The organism is Chloroflexia bacterium SDU3-3, assembly GCA_009268125.1.
Taxonomy (GTDB): Bacteria; Chloroflexota; Chloroflexia; order Chloroflexales; family Roseiflexaceae; genus SDU3-3.
Genome location: WBOU01000025.1, coordinates 1 through 16,364, shown reverse-complemented (window position 1 = coordinate 16,364; position 16,364 = coordinate 1). Strand labels below are relative to the sequence as shown.

Here is a 16,364-nt window from a genome sequence, read left to right as displayed (position 1 = left end):
ACGCTCCGCTTGAGCGGCTTTCGCCCACGGTCGGTATAGCACATATGGTGCATTTTATAGCGTGGTGTGCTATGCTTAACGTATGCAGAAAACCTACAAATACCGCATCTATCTCACCAAAGGGCAGCGCCGCTTGCTTGAGCAGCACTTGGAACTGTGCCGTTGGGTCTAGAACGAGACGCTTGCCGAACGCAAACGCGCGTATGAAGAACGCGGCAAGCGGTTGCGGTTGTACGATACCCAGGCGCTGCTTCCGATTTGGAAGAGAGCAAAACCTGCATTGAAAGGCGTTCACTCACAAGTCCTGCAAAACGTCTCGGTGCGGGTTGATTTGGCGTATCACGCCTTCTTCCAACGCCTCAAACGTGGCGCTGAACTAGCAGGCTTTCCCCGGTTCAAAGGCAAAGGACGATACGACAGTATCACCTACCCGCAGTACGGGAACGGCGTGCGGCTGGAGGGCAACCGGTTGCTCCTCTCGAACGTCGGCGCGGTCCAGGTGGTCTTGCATCGTCCCGTTGAGGGAACGCCCAAAACCGTGACGATACGCCGTTCTCGGAGTGGCAAGTGGTTTGTCTCGTTTTCCTGCGAGATGGAAACGCATGAACAACGCCCCACGGGCGAGGTGGTGGGCGTGGATATGGGGCTGGCATCGTTCGCGACGTTCTCCGATGGGGAGCAGATCGCTAACCCGTGTTTCTACCGCCGCGATGAAGCAGACCTGGGGCGCGTCCAGCGGCGGAAGGACGCCGCCAAGCAAGCAGCAAACTGGGCCGAGCACGCCAAACAAAAGCTGATTCTTGCCAAGATCCACGAGCGCATTGCCAACCGACGCAGCGATTTTGCGCATCAGGCAAGCCGTAAGCTCGTCAATCGCTTTCAGGTCATCGTGTTTGAAGCCCTTGCCCCACAAGCCATGGGCACGAGCAGCGGGATGCGCAAGAGCATTATGGACGTGGCGTGGTCGCAGTTTATCGCGATGACCGTCAGCAAAGCGGCAGAAGCTGGCAGGCGGGTCATGCTGGTCGACCCCCGCAATACGTCCAAGCGGTGTTCCCGCTGCGGCACATTGGTCGATAAGACCTTGTCTGACCGCGTGCATACGTGCCCAACGTGTGGGCTGGTGATGGATCGTGATGTGAATGCGGCGATCAACATCCTCCAACGCGGCCTCGCTACCCTTCGTACCTGACATGGTGGAGTGGGGCGGCACTCCCTTGAAGCCCACGCGCCTTAGCCGTGGGAGCCGTCACAACCGAAAGATATCACGAGCCACATACACCCAGAAGGGATTAGGCGAAAAAACGCTTCTTATTTTGCATCTAGAACCATCGAGAGCTAGTCTTTTTTGGCAAAAATATACGATATCCCGGCAGTGCATCATGTTGAATCATGTTTTCAGAAAAGCAATTTCTTATTAAACAATAAACAAATCGTACATTCTATACACAAAACGAGATCGCTATCCTGCTATTTATCTCTGATCAAGATAGCGGCGTATCGATTGCCAAACATCTACTTGATTCTTCAGGCAATCCTGAGGATAATAGAACGTAGCACATCTATCGATGAAGATGGAATGTCGAAGTCTAACAGGTTATCTCAACCTGGCAGCCTTTCGCGATGCAGCCAGCAGCTCAGGTGCGCCAGCAGCACCGTTCTCTTCTCACCCATAGCCTTCCTACCGCCCCCGGCCTACCATAGCCTTGGGTGCTGTGTTTCAGGTTGCCATCTTGTGAAGGAGCCACAATGGACCCCATCGACAGCCTCACCTTTGAGGGAGCGTGCGAGCCAAACCCCTGCGGCATGATGACATGGCGCTACGCCATCACCCTTGCCAGCGGCAGCCCCATCCAGGGCAGCGATATCTTCCCGGCCAGCCCCAGCAACACCCTTCATGTGGCCGAATACTGCGGGCTGCTGGCCGGGCTGCACGCCTACATCGACTCGGGGCAGCGTGGCCCGCTCCGTATCATCGGCGAGAGCCAGATGGTGATCTACCAGCTGAAGCGGATCTACCCCGTGCTAGCCCCCGGCCTGAAGGGCTACTATGCCAAGGCCGATGCGCTGCTGGCCCAGATCCACTCGCTGTCGATCGTGTGGTACCCGCGCACCTACACATCGTGGCTCTCCTAACGTCTTCCTGACGGCGATTCGGGCATGGCAACATCCGCCCATCCGCGTATTTTCTCGCCACGGCGGATCCGGCCAAGGCACGATGGCCCTGGCACCGTTCTGAGGCATACTAGGCAACATCACCTGCACACATTCGAGCCAAACAGAGCGATGGCCCGGGGTCATGCGCGCGCCCCTAACATCTCCCTGAAACCCATATTCACCCAGGTGAAGCGAACCGTTTGTAGCCAAAAGGAACACAGCCATGACGAATAGCAAGGACCGCGAGCCAGTAACGCAGATCATCGACGCCTCGCTTGAGCAGACCGCCAGGGGCGAGTATCTGGTGATCGCCACCGGTCAGGTGCCCACGCGGGGCTGGGACAACCCAGTCCTCGTGGCCCACGTCTACATCCAGCCGCCTGCGGACGGCATCTACGACTACACCTTCCTGGCCACCCCGCCCAGCGGCCCGGTGCAGCAGGTGCTCTCGCGGATCGAGGTGAAGGAGACCGTGCCCGGGCCGGAGGGCTTCCAGGGCGTGCGCATCCACAGCGCCACCAACGATCTGGTGGTGAAGCTGCGCGAGCAGACGGCGCAGGCGTAAAGCTCCCCTAACACAAAGTGGGCGGCGACCAATCGGTCGCCGCCCACTTTTGTTGCCTGAGCCAGGGCGCTAGGGGCGGATGAGCCACAGCTGTTTCTGGGGCGGGGCCAACCACTCGTAGCCGTCCTCCGTCACCAAGATCTCCTCCTCCACGCTGATGTAGCCAAACGGCGAACGCACGCCCAGCTCCAGCGTAAAAATCTGCCCGGCGCTGATGGTGCCATACGGCTTGGTGCCGTAGCGCTCCCAGCGCGGGTAGAAGCCCACGCCGCCATCGTGGCAGTAGCGGCCCACGGCGTGGCCCAGCGCGTGCGGAAACTCCTCGTAGCCCGCACCCACGATGAAGCTGCGGGCCACCGCATCCACCTCCCAGCCGCGCACGCCGGGGCGCACCACATCGGCGGCAGCCTGGATCGCGCCGATCACCACATCGAACACGTGCTGCACCTCGGCGGGCGGCGCGCTCTCGCCGGGGCGCAGGCAGTACCACACCCGCTGGTTGTCCGAGCAGTAGCCGTTCAGGATGATGCCGAAGTCCATGTTCAGCGTCTCGCCGGGGCGGATAACCTCGTCGGAGACGCCCACGTGGCCCCAGGGCGAGCCGGGGCCAGCGTTCAGCGTGGGGCAGTGCGCGGCATCCCACGAGGTGTCCACACCGTGCTGGCGCACCAGATCGTGCACATAGGCGTAGATCTGCTTCTCGGAGAGGCCGGGCCGCAGGAAGGCGCTGGTCTCCTCGAAGATCTGCAGACCCAGCGCGATCGCCTCGCGCATGCGGGCCAGCTCCTGCGCGGTCTTGTGGCCACGCAGCGCCTCGACAAACGGCTCGGCGGAGACCAGGCGCTCGCGGTAGGGCGTGTCCTTCAGGTATTCGCAGAGGTTCAGGTACATGCCGAAGGTCAGGCCATCGGCGCTCACATCGCTCTGGCTGTAGTTGATGCCGATGCGCTGCGGGTCGTGCTCGGCCAGCAGCCGAACCAGCTCGTCGCCGATGCCCTGGGTGTAGGTGCGCACCTCGTCGAACACCCCCTGCATGCGGATGGCCTCGTCGTCGCCGCGCCCGCACAGCGCCACCCGCGCGCCCGAGCGGGTGAACACAAAGGCCGTGGTCCACACCACGCCATAGTGGCCCAGCATCTTCAGGGCCGGGTCGGCGCTCTCGGCGGTCTCGCGCACGAAGATCAACCACATGTCCATGTCGAACGCATCCAGCAAGCCCGCCACCTGGGCCGCCTTCTCCTGGTAGATATCCATCGCGCGCTCCTCCTTTTTCGCTTTAGGAGACCGTATCAAATGCGGGCGAGCGGCCCAGCAGGAACGACAGATCCGCGCCCTCGGCATAGGGCTGCGGCTCGGCCCCGCGCTCGAACAGCACCGCGCCGGTCGGGCCGTGCAGCGTCAGCCGATCATCCTGGCGGCGCAGCCACGCGCCCTCGCGCAGGCCCAGCACCGGCACCGCGTTCTCCTCCAGAAACTCGGCGATGCGCTGGGCGCGGGTCTCGCCCATGTGGGTCGAGGATGGGTCGGCATCGATATAGTGCGGATTGATTTGGAAGGGGATGAGGCCAAAGGCCTCAAATGACGGGGGCTGAACGATTGGCATATCGTTGGTGGTGCGCAGACTTGGGCAGGCCATGTTGCTGCCCGCGCTGGCCCCCATGTAGCGCAGCTCGCCCGAGGCCACACGCCGCCGCACCACATCCAGCAGCCCCAGCGCATACAGCTGCTTGAGCAAACGGAAGCTGTTGCCGCCGCCCACAAACAGCACCTCGGCATGGGCCAGCTCGGCCAGCGGGTCGGCCACGGCGTGCAGGCCCACCACACGGATGCCGCGCGGGGCCAGCGCCGCCCGGATGCTGGCCGTGTAGCCCTCGTGATCGCGCAGGGCGAAGGGCGCAAAGTGAATGGTGGCGCGGCCCTGCAGAAACGCATCCAGCGCGGGGCCAAGGTGCGCCAGCGGCGGCTGGCCATGCATGCGCGAGTTGCTCAGCAGCAGCAGGTCGTAACCCATGGGGAAGCTCCTCTATCATAGGCTGGGGCGACTCTCGGCATCCCAGCGGCACACGCGCCATTATACCCCAGCAGAACGCACAAAAAGGCCGCGCGTGGGGGTTGCCCACACGCGGCCTCTCTACGCTCGATCGCTAGCGACTAGCTCTGGACATACTGGACATCGCGGGGAAGCTCCAGCATACCCGTCACCTTGCCCTCAAAGGGGTTAGTCGACTGCTGAAGCGCCGTGGCCAGCACCTCATCCAGCGTATCCACCGGCACAAAGGTCAGCTCGTCGAAGACCTCGCGCGGCAGGTCGTCCAGGTCGTCCATGTTGCGGCGCGGCAGGACGATGGTGCGGATACCAGCGCGGTGCGCGCCCAGCGCCTTCTCCTTGATGCCACCGATCGGCAGCACCCGCCCGCGCAGCGAGATCTCGCCGGTCATCGCCACGTCATCGCGCACGAAGCGCCCGGTGGCCGCCGAGGCCAGCGCTGTGGCCATGGTGATGCCCGCCGAGGGGCCATCCTTCGGCACCGCGCCCGCCGGGACGTGGATGTGGATGGCGTGCGTATCGAAGAACTTGGGGTCGATGCCCAGCGACTTCGAGCGCGAGCGCACATAGGTCAGCGCGGCCTCGGCGCTCTCGCGCATCACGTCGCCCAGCTGGCCCGTGATCTTCAGGCCAGGGTTGCCCTCCAGCGAGGTCGCCTCCACGAACACGATGTCGCCGCCCACCGGCGTCCACACCATGCCCGTGGCGATGCCCGGCTGGTCGATCCGCTCGCGGGCCTCGTTGAAGAAGCGCGGGCGGCCCAGCGCGGTGCGCACCAGCTCGGGCGTCACCGCCACCGGCTCGGCGGGCTGGTCGGCGGGCTGCTCGGCCAGCCTGCGTGTGACCTTGCGCAGCACCGTGCCGATCTGGCGCTCCAGGCTGCGCACACCGGCCTCGCGGGTGTAGCCGCCGATGATCTCGCGCAGCGCGGTCTCCTCGACCTCCACCTCCTCGGGGCGCAGGCCGCTCGACTTCACCTGCTTGGGGATGAGGTGCTGGCGGGCGATATGCACCTTCTCATCCTCGATGTAGCCCGAAAGCTCGATCACCTCCATGCGGTCGCGCAGCGGGCCAGGGATGGTGCTCAGGTCGTTGGCGGTGGCGATGAACAGCACCTTCGACAGGTCGTACGGCACATTCAGGTAGTGGTCGGTGAACGTGTTGTTCTGCTCGGGGTCCAGCACCTCCAGCAGCGCCGACGAGGGATCGCCCCGGTAGTCCTGGCCGATCTTGTCCACCTCATCCAGCAGGATCACCGGGTCGGAAGACCCAGCGCGCCGCAGCTCCTGGATGATCCGCCCAGGCTGCGAGCCGATGTAGGTGCGGCGGAAGCCACGCAGCTCGGCCTCGTCGCGCACACCACCCAACGACATGCGCACGAACGAGCGGCCCAGCGAGCGGGCGATGCTCTGGCCCAGGCTGGTCTTGCCCACGCCGGGAGGGCCGACGAACAGCAGGATCGGCTCGCGGCCACGCTCGCCATCGGCGGCGATCAGGGCGCGGCGCTGGCGCACCGCCAGGTACTCCAGGATGCGCTCCTTGATCTTCTCCAGGCCGTAGTGGTCGGCGTCCAGCACCTCGCGGGCGTAGCTCACGTCGATGGCATTGCCGGTGACCTTATTCCAGGGCAGCTCGGCCATCCACTCTAGGTAGGTGCGCACCATCTGGTACTCAGGCGAGGCGCTGTTCATGCGGCCCAGCCGATTCAGCTCGCGGTCGGACTCCTTGCGGGCCTCGGCGGGCATCTCGGCAGCGGCCAGCTTGGTGCGCAGCTCATCCAGCTCATCCGACTCGGCGTCGTCCTCGCCCAACTCCTTCTGGATGGCCTTCATCTGCTGGCGCAGGTAGAACTCGCGCTGCTGCTTGGCCGCGCCATCCTGCACCTCTTGGCGCAGCTTGGCCTGCAGCTCCTTGATGGTAAGCTGCTTCTGGTAGAAGTCGCGCACCTTCTCCAGGCGGCGGAACACATCGAAGGTCTCGATCAGATCCTGCCGCTCCTCGTACGAGTAGTCGCCCGAGTAGCCGGTGTTGTCGGCCAGCTGGCCCGGCTCGGTCAGGCCGCGCACGAAGCTGCGGATCTCCTGCGGCACATCGCCCTGGGCCTCCAGCACCGCGTCGATGGCAGCGCGCACCTCGGCCATCAGGTGCTCCAGCTCGGGGCTGCGCTCCACCACATCGGGGCGCTCATTGAATGTGGCCCTAGCGAAGTCGTGGCCCTCGGTGATCTCGCCCAGCTCGGCGCGGACGATCCCGCGCAGCACCACGCCGGTGATGCCATTTGGCAGCATGCCCGACTGCTCGACCCGCGCCACCACGCCCACACGATGCAGCTGCATGGCCAGCGGCGCATCCTCGTCGGCATCGCTGCGGCGGTTCATCACCACCACCAGGCGGTTGTTGGCGATCGCGGCGTCTACGGCCTTGGCGCTATGGTCGTCGAGCGGTAGGCGCATGACGGTATATGGGAAGAGCACGACGCTATCGCTGACGATCAGCGGCAGCGCTTGGCGTGAATCTGCGGGTGAGTCTGCGTGAGAGAATGTCGCGTCGCTCATGAACTCCTCTTTCTAGGCCCACATCGGTGAAGCTGTGGCAGTCTGCCCGCTGCCGATCGACCTGATAAAGCGGAATGAAAATTCCGTTGGGGGTATTATGGAACGCGCATTCCGGTTTGTCAATAGAACCGGCAGGCCCGCAGGGCAGTTCTAACACATCTCTAGCATAATACGTTGGAAGGTTAAAAGGTACACGCATCACACCACTTACCATATCATGAGGTACATGAGATCGCTTAAGCTGTATATTTAATCACTGAGAAGACCACTTTATCCACTCACCACGGATAAGAGGCTGGCGTATCGATCCTCCCATCCGATTCTCACCTTCTAGTACACCATCACCAACGCCATAAACTCTTACATAACTGTCGTTAAAAACCTCCTCAAGTGTACCTTGAAATCGAATAGAAATAGCTTCCCGATCAAAATCGTTACCCCCTGGTAGATTCACCCATATCTGCATATATGTAGTTGGCCCCTCATTAAGCATTCCTTCAATAAAGCCTGTTTCTTCGCGAATATTAAAGACAGTTCCTTCTAGTTGAAGATTTTTCTTGCGATAACGTTCAGGAGCTTTCACAAGCTCACGAATGTCAATTTTAGGATAATCCTGTTCTAAAGCAACTGAAGTAGCTTTTATTTCAGCTTCTGCTTGAGCTGTAGCTTCTTCTGGTAAAAGCGTTTTTGTCGGGATGGGTGTGTCTGTCGGGATGGGTGTAGCTGTCGGGGTGGGTGTAGCTGTCGGGATGGGTGTAGCTGTCGGGATGGGTGTAGCTGTGCGCGTTGGTATTACACCAACAGCTTCACCTGTGTTCCGTACCACAGCAAGGCCAAAAGAACAAATACAACATAATGGTATCAAGCCCATCAATACTGCCAATGTGGTTCCAACAAAACCCTTCTGGCTACGAATCAAGTTTCCCCATTCTTGAAACATATGAGCTAGGAAGCGTAACACAGACTGCAAGATTTTTATCAGCATATCAATATACTCCTTCTAATGAATCTCTTTCTATAATATTTGTAATAATCTAAAATCTCATTACTCATTTTATTCATTATATGATCAAAATTGCAAACATTAAGCTCACTTCATATTCCAAATTTACTACTGATCAAATAATATCGTAGGGGGTGGGTTATTTAATATCTTACTAATTAAACTTGCATATTTAGAATAAACTGGATATATCAAATCAAAAGATGCTTGTCTTATTACATAAGACAAGCATCTTCCTTTCAATTACCAAACGCCTACAGCCGCTACTCGGTCACGGTGAAGCCCCAAGTATAGGGCCGCTGCATCGCCACCGAGTCGCCGCCCAGCGCCGAGCGCGCCTGATCGACCACCACGGTGTAGCTGCCCGCCGCCAGCGGCGCAGCAGGTGTGAAGGTGTACTGGTCGGCCCCGGTGCTTGCCACCGTGCCCGCTACCGCCACGCCACCCCGCTTCACCACGATGATGCCCGACAGATCGCCGCTAGTCGGGGCCTGCACCTCGCGCCGCCACGTCACCGTGATGCTGGCGGGGGCTGGCACGCTCGCGCCGTCGGCGGGCGAGGTGGATGCCACCAGCGGGTCGCGCCAGTACTGCACAGCCTTGGTGCTGTCGCTGCCAGTGCCCCAGTCGGTGGCGGTGTTGTCCACCAGCTGCGTGCCGTTGCTGCCGTAGGCCACCGTCATCGAGCGGTTGGCGGTGCTGGTGATGCCGCCCCACCACTCGACGCGCTCCCACGCGCCACGGTTGTACTTGTACTGCACCAGCGTGCCATCGGCGATGGAGACCGTGGCCTCCCAGATGCCGCCGCCCAGGTTGGTCATGGCTAGGCCTGTGGCGCTCCACGCGCCCAGCGTGCTGTGGTCGCCCACCAGGCTGACTGTATCACCCGCCGGGGTCTCGTCGGGCACGCGCACGCGGAAGGTGACGGCCACCAGCTTGGGCGCGGCGGTCTGCGAGACCACCGCCGAGTCCGCCGAGGCGTTCAGGGCCGCATCGAGCGCCACCAGCTTGTACCAGTAGGTGGTGCCGTTGCCCACGGTGCTGTCGGTGTAGCTGGTGGCGCTGCTGTCCACCTCGCCAACTGCGCTGAAGGGGCCGCCGCTGGCGGTGGCGCGGTACACGCGGTAGAGCGAGGCGTCGGCCACCGCATCCCAGGCCACAGTGATGAAGCCCGCGCTCCAGTCGGCCACGCGCACGTTCGCGGGGGCGGCGGGCGCGGTGGCGTCCAACGGCTGCTGAACGGTGAGCGATCCTGGGTTCAGCGGCGCTGGAGCTGGCGCAGGGGAGATCTCACCATCTGCATCGCCGTAGGCCCATGTGTCGCCAAGGTTGGTCGAGAAGCGCACCAGCAGGTCGAAGCTGCCGATCTGCTCGGGGCGGATGCTGCCGGTGTAGCGGTAGTTGTTGCCCACCTTGGCGGCGTAGGCCATCGGCTGCCATGTGGTCCAGGCCGCTGGGTCGCTGCCCTGGGCGCCATAGCCCACCTCGGCCAGGATGAGCGCGGGGCTAGCGTCGACATCGGTGAGGCCGGCCACATACACTTGGCCATCGACCGTATGCGGCGTGGCCGTGCGCTCGAAGGTCAGCGTGGTGGTGTCCAGATTGGCGTAGCCCACGGGGAGGGCCGGAACCGCCTCATCCTCATTCGAGGAGGCAGACAGGTTGCCAGCCGCGTCGGCAGCCTTCACCACATAGTAGTAGCGCTTGCCATTGGTGACGCCGGTGTCCGCGTAGCTGGTGCCAGCCACCTCGGCCACCTGCGCATAGCCGCCCTGGCTCAACGACGAGCGGAAGATCACATAGCTGGATGCACCAGCCACGCTGGACCAGCTCAGGTCGACCTTGCCCACATCGGAGGTGGCGCTCAGCGACACGGGTGCCGCCGGGGCCACCAGATCCTGGCCCGCCGCGCTGATATAGACCGCCGCGCTGCGCGCGCCCAGGCTCACGGTCAGCTTGCCATCCGCTGTGGTCAGCGCCGCGCCGCTGGAGAGCGCGTCGTTCAGGGTCAGGCCGTCGCGCACGTAGCCCGCCGTGGGGATGCTGAGCGTCTGCGCGGTGTCGCCGGGGTTCACCGCCACGATCGCCACGGTGTCGGCATTGCGCCGCACATAGGCCATAGTGCGGCTGGTATCGTCGGTCAGCAGGAAGTGCAGATCACCGTCGCGCAGCACTGGGTTGGCGTTGCGCAGCGCTGTGAAGCTGCGGTAGCCCGCCAGCACACTCGGGTCGCCGCCCGCACCATAGGCTGGGTCGGTCGCGCGTGCGGCGCTCTGCCGCAGCGTCGCGCCGGTCTGCACCAGCGGCAGATAGATCACGTTTGTCTCGCCGCCCGAGCCAGGCGTCGGCGTGACCGTGGGCGTGGTCGGCGTGACCGTGGGCGTGGTCGGCGTGGCCGTGGGCGTGGTCGGCGTGGCCGTGGGCGTGGTCGGCGTGACCGTGGGTGTGGTCGGCGTGACCGTGGGCGTCTCAGTCAGGTCAGTCCACGGGAAGGTGCGGCGGTCGTCGGGGTCATCCGCACCGTTAAGCGCGACCTCGTCGCCGTAGTAGATAGTCGGAGCGCCCGGCATAGTCATCTGCACCAGCGCGGCCAGCAGCAGATTCTGCTTGCCCTGGGCCAGATTCGCCGCGTTCTGCTCCTTCTGCTCAGGGTTCTCCTCGCCGGGGGTCAGGCTCCACAGGATACGCTGGGTATCGTGCGAGTCCATCAGGTTCATGGATGTGAAGAACACCGCATCGGGGTAGTCCTCGCGGGTCGACATGATCTTGCGGGCGAACAGCGACGGCGGCAGGTTCGACTGGCCATCATCGGCGAAGCCCTTGTTATCGACCTTGCCGAAGTAGCCCAGGATGGCGTTGCGGAAGCGGTAGTTCATCACCGTATCGGCCTGGTCGCCCTGGATCTTGGGCAGGGCCTCGTCCTTCTTCCACAGCTCGCCGATGATCGGGGCATCCGCGTCGGTGGTCTTGACCGTGCTGCGGAACTCCTTCCAGAACGAGGCCGGGAACGAGCCGTCGCCCATCACATCCAGCCGCCAGGCAGCAGCGCCCTGGTTCAGCCAGTAGGCCGCCACATTGTCGGGGCCGCCGTACACCAAGTTGCGAACCGCCGCGTTCTCCTTGGTCAGCACCGGCAGCGAGTCAAAACCGTACCAGCCGGTGTAGTTCATGGTGTTCGGGCCATTCGGGCCAGCGCAGGGGCCGCCCGCCTGCTCGGTGAAGGTGAACCACGAGCGGTAGGGCGAGCTGACGCTCTCGCACGCGCCCAGCGTGTCGTAGTTGTGGTAGCGGTCGAAGTAGGCGCTATCCGAGGCCACGTGGTTGAACACGCCGTCGAGGATCAGGCGCATGCCGCGCGCGTCAGCCGCCGCCGCCAGGTCATCCCAGTCCTGCTGGCTGCCGAAAAAGCTATCGATCTGCTTGTAGTCCTGGGTGTCGTAGCCATGGTTCGACCCCGACTCAAAGATTGGGTTCATGTAGATGGCGTTGACGCCCAGCGCCTGCAGATAGTCGAGCTTGGCGGTGATGCCCTTCAGGTCGCCGCCGAAGTAGTCGCGCCCGCGCGGCGACTCGTCGCACGCGCTTGAGGGGTTCACATATTTGCTGCACGCGCCTTCGGGCAGGTCGCCCCAGCCCTTCTTCAGGATGGCCGCCAGCGGGTTGGTCGCCGAGTCGTAGCGCACATCGCTAGGTGTGGGGTCATTAGACGTATCGCCGTTGCGGAAGCGGTCGGGGAAGATCTGGTAGATCACCGCGTTCTGCATCCAGGGGATGGGCTGGAACGCCGGGTCGAAGACCGTGATCACATAGCTGTTGTCTTCCATGGATGCGGTCGCCACGCCAGCGCCGCCATCCTTGTAGGAGTCGTCGGCGTAGTAGGCCGTGGCGCTGCCGTCGCTCACCACAAAGCGGTAGTAGAGCGTAGCAAGCTGACTGGGCGTCACCGTGGTGGCCCAGAAGTCGCACGACTCGCTGGCTAGCGCGGCATCGTAGCAGCTCACGCCGTCGGCCACCTTCTCCATGGGGGTGAAGGTCTCGCTGCTGGTGGCGGTACTGTAGAGCCGCAGGCGCACGCCGGTCGCATCGTTATGGTAGGTGCGGAAGCGCAGCGTCACCGCCGTGCCCGGGTTCACCGCACCGAACGGCACGCGGTACACGTCGCTCTGCGAGTTGTGCGCCAGGCCGTCGTACTCCACATTGCCATCCTGGGCGTGCCCAGCGCTGATCGAGAGCAGGTGGGTGGCGCTGTTGTAGCTGAAGCGCACGCGGGTGCCGCTGATCGGGACGGTGAAGGTGATGTTGTCACCGCCCGGCGCGCCGCCCGCGCCGTAGTTCTCATCCCAGCCCTCGTTGATCGCCACCTTGCCCTGGTAGGTGCCAGCGGGCAGCGCGGTGGTGACCCAGGTGTAGGTGCCGTCGCCATCCAGATCCTCCAGCCAAGTCGTCAGGCAGCCCGGCTGCCAGTCGCCTGCGCAGCCCGCCTCGCTCTGGAAATCGCCGACGGCCGTGGCGATTACGGCGTTCTTATTGCTGGTGATCCAGTGGCTAGTCGGGTCGTAGTAGAAGATAACGGTGGTGAGAGCGCTGAGGTTGAGCGCGATATTGTCGCCGCCCGCCACGCCGCCCGCACCGTAGTTCTCGGTCCAGCTGTCGTTCAGGGCCACCTTGTACTCATAGCTGCCAGCGGGCAGGGCCAGGCTCAGCCGATAGATACCATCTGCGCCAAGCACAAGGTGGGTGTCGACGCAGTCGGCCTGCCAGTCGGCAGAGCAGCCCGCCTCGCTCTGGAGCGAGCCAGCCAGCGTGACAGTCGGGTCGGCGGCACGGGCGGGTGGGGCGGAGAATGGCGTGGGGGCAACCAGGGTCATCGCGAGCACAGCAGCAGAAAGCCGCCGCAGCGCCGGATTCCACCAGCGAAAGCTAGGCAACATAGTGACCTCTCCTTGGCCTTCGTTCACCAATGAACATCTGCTATCAAGTAGGCCGCGTCGCTGGGCGGGGTGCCCGGGCCGCAAGCGCCATCTCTCCAGCACTAAACCGTTTCAGGATAGTGCTATTCTAGCATCAGCCCTCAGGGCTGTCAATGAGAAAAAGCGGCGTATGGCCATGGGCAGAGCGGCAGCCAGAACGCAGGAAGTGACTGCACTTTCCTGCTCGTTGGGAGCGTAATCAGCACACGATACCGTATTTTTCAGACCAACATGGCCATCTTTTCAAAAAGGGAAGGAGGAGATCGCCACACAAGAGCAGCAGCATCGCAGCGCACAGCCCCAAATACGATCAACACTAGGCTAGAATAGCCCTTGTGAATGATGATCAGGCAGGCTATTATACAAATGCTACCAAATACTGCCTCGATTGCAACGCCAATCGCATGAAGATGTAGTACTATTGGTGCCTATCAAGTAACAAACCCAGCTTATCCAGATGGTACGCGAACCGGCTATGACCACACCCACCACAACCCTTCACCCCGTGCCCGACATCGTCGAGCAGGCCATCCAGGCGTGCCGCCAGGGCAGCATCCCCACGGCGCTTGATCTGCTGGCCAAAGCGATCGCGCGGGATGCCAGAAACGAACACGCCTGGCTCTGGCTCTCGGGCTTGGTCGCCACCGACAGCGAGCGGCTATTCTGCCTCAACCGCGTACTGCAGATCAACCCCGGCCACGTGTCCGCCCGACATGGCGTCAAGATGCTGCCCGCCGCCACCGAGCCGCAGCCACCCGCCCAGCAGCACAGCGAGCAGTCGTGCGCCTTCCCCGGCTGCGCCAGCGGGCGGCGGGCCAGCTCGCCCTACTGCCTGGCCCACTGGATGGCGATCTACCGCCCGGCCATCAGCCCCGCCGCCCCGCCGCCCGCCGAGCCAGAGCAGCCGCCCAGCTACCTGTCGGCCAGCGCCCTGGCCGAGAAGCTGGGCGTGCAGACCCACGCGCTGCTGGCGATCTGCGCCGAGCTGGGCTGGATCGAGCGGGCCGACCGTGGCTGGCTGCTCACACCGGCGGGGCAGGCGCTGGGGGCCACCCAGCAGCGCCACCCGCAGACCAATGTGCCTTTTGTCCACTGGCCGCTGGCGACACTCGACAACCCGGCGCTGCCGCGCGCCATCCGCCACATCCAGTCGGCGGGCGAGGCCAAGCCGAACAGCGAGCGGGCGCTGCGCGAGCGCGCCCCCGCGCGGCTGCGCACCACCGACGGCCACCTAGTGCGCACCCAGGCCGAGCTGCGCATCGACAACTGGCTCTACAACGCCGGGCTGGTGCACGCCTATGAGCGCCCGCTGCCCACCGAGGAGGAGGCCTACTGCGACTTCTACCTGCCCACCGGCCGCATCTACATCGAGTACTGGGGCTGCGAGCGCGAGGCCGCCCTGCTCGACCGCAAGGCCAGCAAGCAGGCGATCTACGCCCGCCACAAGCTCCATCTAGTCGCCATCGACGACCAGCACCTCGCGGGGATCGACGCAGCGCTGCCGGTGCTGCTGGGCCAGTTTGGCCTGCGGCTCAAGTAGGGAAGCGCGCCGCAATCATCAAACGGGCCATCGCTAGCGATGCTGGCGATGGCCCGTTTGATGTGGAACACATCTTCCGTTTTCTTGACGCCCGTGCTATACTACACGGCGAACGAATGCAGATGTGGAGCACACAATCGCCATGGAGAAACTGGAAAGCGGGCGACGCGAGCGCAAGGACATGCTGCGCAACCTTGAGCGGGTGCTTGAGGCCGCAAACGAACTCTTCGCCGAGCGCGGCAGCGGCGTCACCATGGAAGAGGTCGCGCGGCGCGCCGGGGTGGGCGTCGGCACGGTCTACCGCCGCTTCCCGAGCAAAGAGCACCTCTTCGCCGCCGTCAGCGATGCGGTCTGTCACGACACCCGCAGCAAGCTGCAGCAGGCCACCGCCACCGCCCCCGACAGCATCACCAAGCTCCACGCGCTGGTCTACACATTTTATGTCAAAATAGAATGCCAGTCGGCGCTGCTCGACCCAGCCGCATCCGAGTCGGCCCCGTGCTCGGCCAGCGCGCTCTACGCCGACCTGCACCATATGCTCACCATCACCATCGCCGAAGGCCAGCAGCAGGGCATGTTCGCCCCCGGCGACCTGACCATCCGCGCCGCGCTCTGCGCCGAGCTGATGACCCCGCGCACCTTCCACCACCTGCGCCAGATCACCGGCTGGGATGCCGAGTCGATCGCCGAGCAGGTCACCCAGTTCATGCTGCAGGGCCTCGGCGTTGGCGAGCAACACGAATAACCTATGCAAGAACCAATACTTCCCAACGAGCCGCAGCAGAAACCCTGGCACAAGCAGCTCTTCCACACGCTCATCCGCTGGCTGATCACCACGCTGGCGATCTTCGCGGCGGTGCTGCTGGTGCCCGGAATGCACTTCACCGGCCCCGGCTGGCAGCTGGGCATCATCGCGGCGGTGTTCGGCGGGGTAAACATGCTCATCCGCCCGCTGCTGACCCTGCTGACATGCCCACTCATCCTGCTCACCTTCGGGCTGTTCGGGCTGGTGCTCAACGCCGTCTTCCTGATCATCACCGCCCAGATCGCCGGATCGTTTGGCCTGCAGTTCACCATCGACGGCTTCTGGTCGGCTCTGCTGGGCGGCCTGATCATCTCGGTCATCACCACGCTGCTCAACATCCTCTCGGGCGAGACGCCGGTGGTAGTGGTGCGTCAGGTCAAGTAGCGCCGCCCGCCCTAGTGCGCCAGGCCACCACGGTGCGGCGCACCAGGGGCAGGCGCAGCAGCAGCAGCAGGGCGAGGGCCGCGCCGAACAGCAGGGCCTGGCGCGGATCCTTCGAGAGCCAAAGGAAGTGCAGCACCGCCAGCGCCGCCGCCGCGTACACCAGCCGATGCAGCGGCTTCCAGCGCTTGCCCAGGCGGCGCATGGCCCAGCGGGTCGAGGTGGCCGCCAGCGGCACCAGCAGCCCGAAGGCCGCCAGCCCCGCCAGCACATAGGGCTTCTCCAGCGCCCCGTCCACGATCAGCCCCCAGTGCAGCCCGTAGTCCAGCCCGGCGAAGGTC

General features: G+C 63.6%; 9 protein-coding genes and 5 pseudogenes. 6 read left to right on the top strand and 8 right to left on the bottom strand.

Translation table 11 applies throughout. The annotated features are described in order from the left end of the window. The first annotated feature begins 82 nt into the window (after nt 1-82). From F8S13_26050 to F8S13_26040, 3 genes and pseudogenes are all read left to right on the top strand, one after another. Nucleotides 83-1,192, top strand: a pseudogene (locus F8S13_26050) (IS200/IS605 family element transposase accessory protein TnpB). A 557-nt stretch (nt 1,193-1,749) separates the two neighbouring features. Continuing rightward, nucleotides 1,750-2,136: a reverse transcriptase-like protein gene (locus F8S13_26045; GenBank protein KAB8139919.1), complete on the top strand. Its 387-nt coding sequence runs from the start codon at nt 1,750-1,752 to the stop codon at nt 2,134-2,136. A gap of 244 nt (nt 2,137-2,380) precedes the next feature. Then, nucleotides 2,381-2,722: a hypothetical protein gene (locus tag F8S13_26040; GenBank protein ID KAB8139918.1), complete on the top strand. Its 342-nt coding sequence runs from the start codon at nt 2,381-2,383 to the stop codon at nt 2,720-2,722. A 69-nt stretch (nt 2,723-2,791) separates the two neighbouring features. On the opposite strand, the gene F8S13_26035 is transcribed toward F8S13_26040, so the two are convergent. The 7 genes and pseudogenes from F8S13_26035 to F8S13_26005 form a co-directional block, all read right to left on the bottom strand. After that, nucleotides 2,792-3,976, bottom strand: a complete 1,185-nt coding sequence (locus F8S13_26035; GenBank protein KAB8139917.1) for an aminopeptidase P family protein — start codon at nt 3,974-3,976, stop codon at nt 2,792-2,794. 22 nt (nt 3,977-3,998) lie between these two features. Continuing rightward, nucleotides 3,999-4,733: a dipeptidase PepE gene (gene pepE / locus F8S13_26030; GenBank protein ID KAB8139916.1), complete on the bottom strand. Its 735-nt coding sequence runs from the start codon at nt 4,731-4,733 to the stop codon at nt 3,999-4,001. A gap of 140 nt (nt 4,734-4,873) precedes the next feature. Continuing rightward, on the bottom strand, nt 4,874-7,324 hold the full coding sequence (gene lon / locus F8S13_26025; protein ID KAB8139915.1) for an endopeptidase La: 2,451 nt from the start codon (nt 7,322-7,324) through the stop codon (nt 4,874-4,876). A 682-nt stretch (nt 7,325-8,006) separates the two neighbouring features. Further along, nucleotides 8,007-8,117, bottom strand: a pseudogene (locus tag F8S13_26020) (peptidoglycan-binding protein). Between the two features lie 863 nt (nt 8,118-8,980). Continuing rightward, a pseudogene (locus tag F8S13_26015) lies at nt 8,981-10,447 on the bottom strand (alpha-amylase). A gap of 229 nt (nt 10,448-10,676) precedes the next feature. After that, nucleotides 10,677-10,793 (bottom strand): annotated as a pseudogene (locus F8S13_26010) (metal ABC transporter substrate-binding protein). Between the two features lie 17 nt (nt 10,794-10,810). After that, nucleotides 10,811-13,258 (bottom strand): annotated as a pseudogene (locus F8S13_26005) (alpha-amylase). Nucleotides 13,259-13,772: 514 nt separating this feature from the next. On the opposite strand from F8S13_26005, the gene F8S13_26000 reads away from it, so the two are divergent. From F8S13_26000 to F8S13_25990, 3 genes are all read left to right on the top strand, one after another. After that, nucleotides 13,773-14,837, top strand: coding sequence for a hypothetical protein (locus F8S13_26000; protein KAB8139914.1), 1,065 nt, complete (start codon nt 13,773-13,775; stop codon nt 14,835-14,837). Nucleotides 14,838-14,979: 142 nt separating this feature from the next. Next, nucleotides 14,980-15,582, top strand: a complete 603-nt coding sequence (locus F8S13_25995) for a TetR/AcrR family transcriptional regulator (protein KAB8139913.1) — start codon at nt 14,980-14,982, stop codon at nt 15,580-15,582. Between the two features lie 3 nt (nt 15,583-15,585). Next, nucleotides 15,586-16,026: a phage holin family protein gene (locus F8S13_25990; protein KAB8139912.1), complete on the top strand. Its 441-nt coding sequence runs from the start codon at nt 15,586-15,588 to the stop codon at nt 16,024-16,026. Here the strand turns inward: F8S13_25990 and F8S13_25985 are convergent. Next, the coding region (locus F8S13_25985; GenBank protein ID KAB8139911.1) for a sulfoxide reductase heme-binding subunit YedZ at nt 16,019-16,364 on the bottom strand (346 nt) is incomplete at its 5' end. The two genes, F8S13_25990 and F8S13_25985, sit on opposite strands and share 8 nt — an antisense overlap.

Bases quoted from the DNA above. Each gene is read 5' to 3' on its own strand.
- pepE (KAB8139916.1), bottom strand. From the start codon at position 4,733: ATGGGTTACGACCTGCTGCTGCTGAGCAACTCGCGCATGCATGGCCAG.
- F8S13_25995 (KAB8139913.1), top strand. From the start codon at position 14,980: ATGGAGAAACTGGAAAGCGGGCGACGCGAGCGCAAGGACATGCTGCGC.
- F8S13_25990 (KAB8139912.1), top strand. From the start codon at position 15,586: ATGCAAGAACCAATACTTCCCAACGAGCCGCAGCAGAAACCCTGGCAC.
- F8S13_26040 (KAB8139918.1), top strand. From the start codon at position 2,381: ATGACGAATAGCAAGGACCGCGAGCCAGTAACGCAGATCATCGACGCC.
- F8S13_26045 (KAB8139919.1), top strand. From the start codon at position 1,750: ATGGACCCCATCGACAGCCTCACCTTTGAGGGAGCGTGCGAGCCAAAC.
- F8S13_26035 (KAB8139917.1), bottom strand. From the start codon at position 3,976: ATGGATATCTACCAGGAGAAGGCGGCCCAGGTGGCGGGCTTGCTGGAT.
- F8S13_26000 (KAB8139914.1), top strand. From the start codon at position 13,773: ATGACCACACCCACCACAACCCTTCACCCCGTGCCCGACATCGTCGAG.
- lon (KAB8139915.1), bottom strand. From the start codon at position 7,324: ATGAGCGACGCGACATTCTCTCACGCAGACTCACCCGCAGATTCACGC.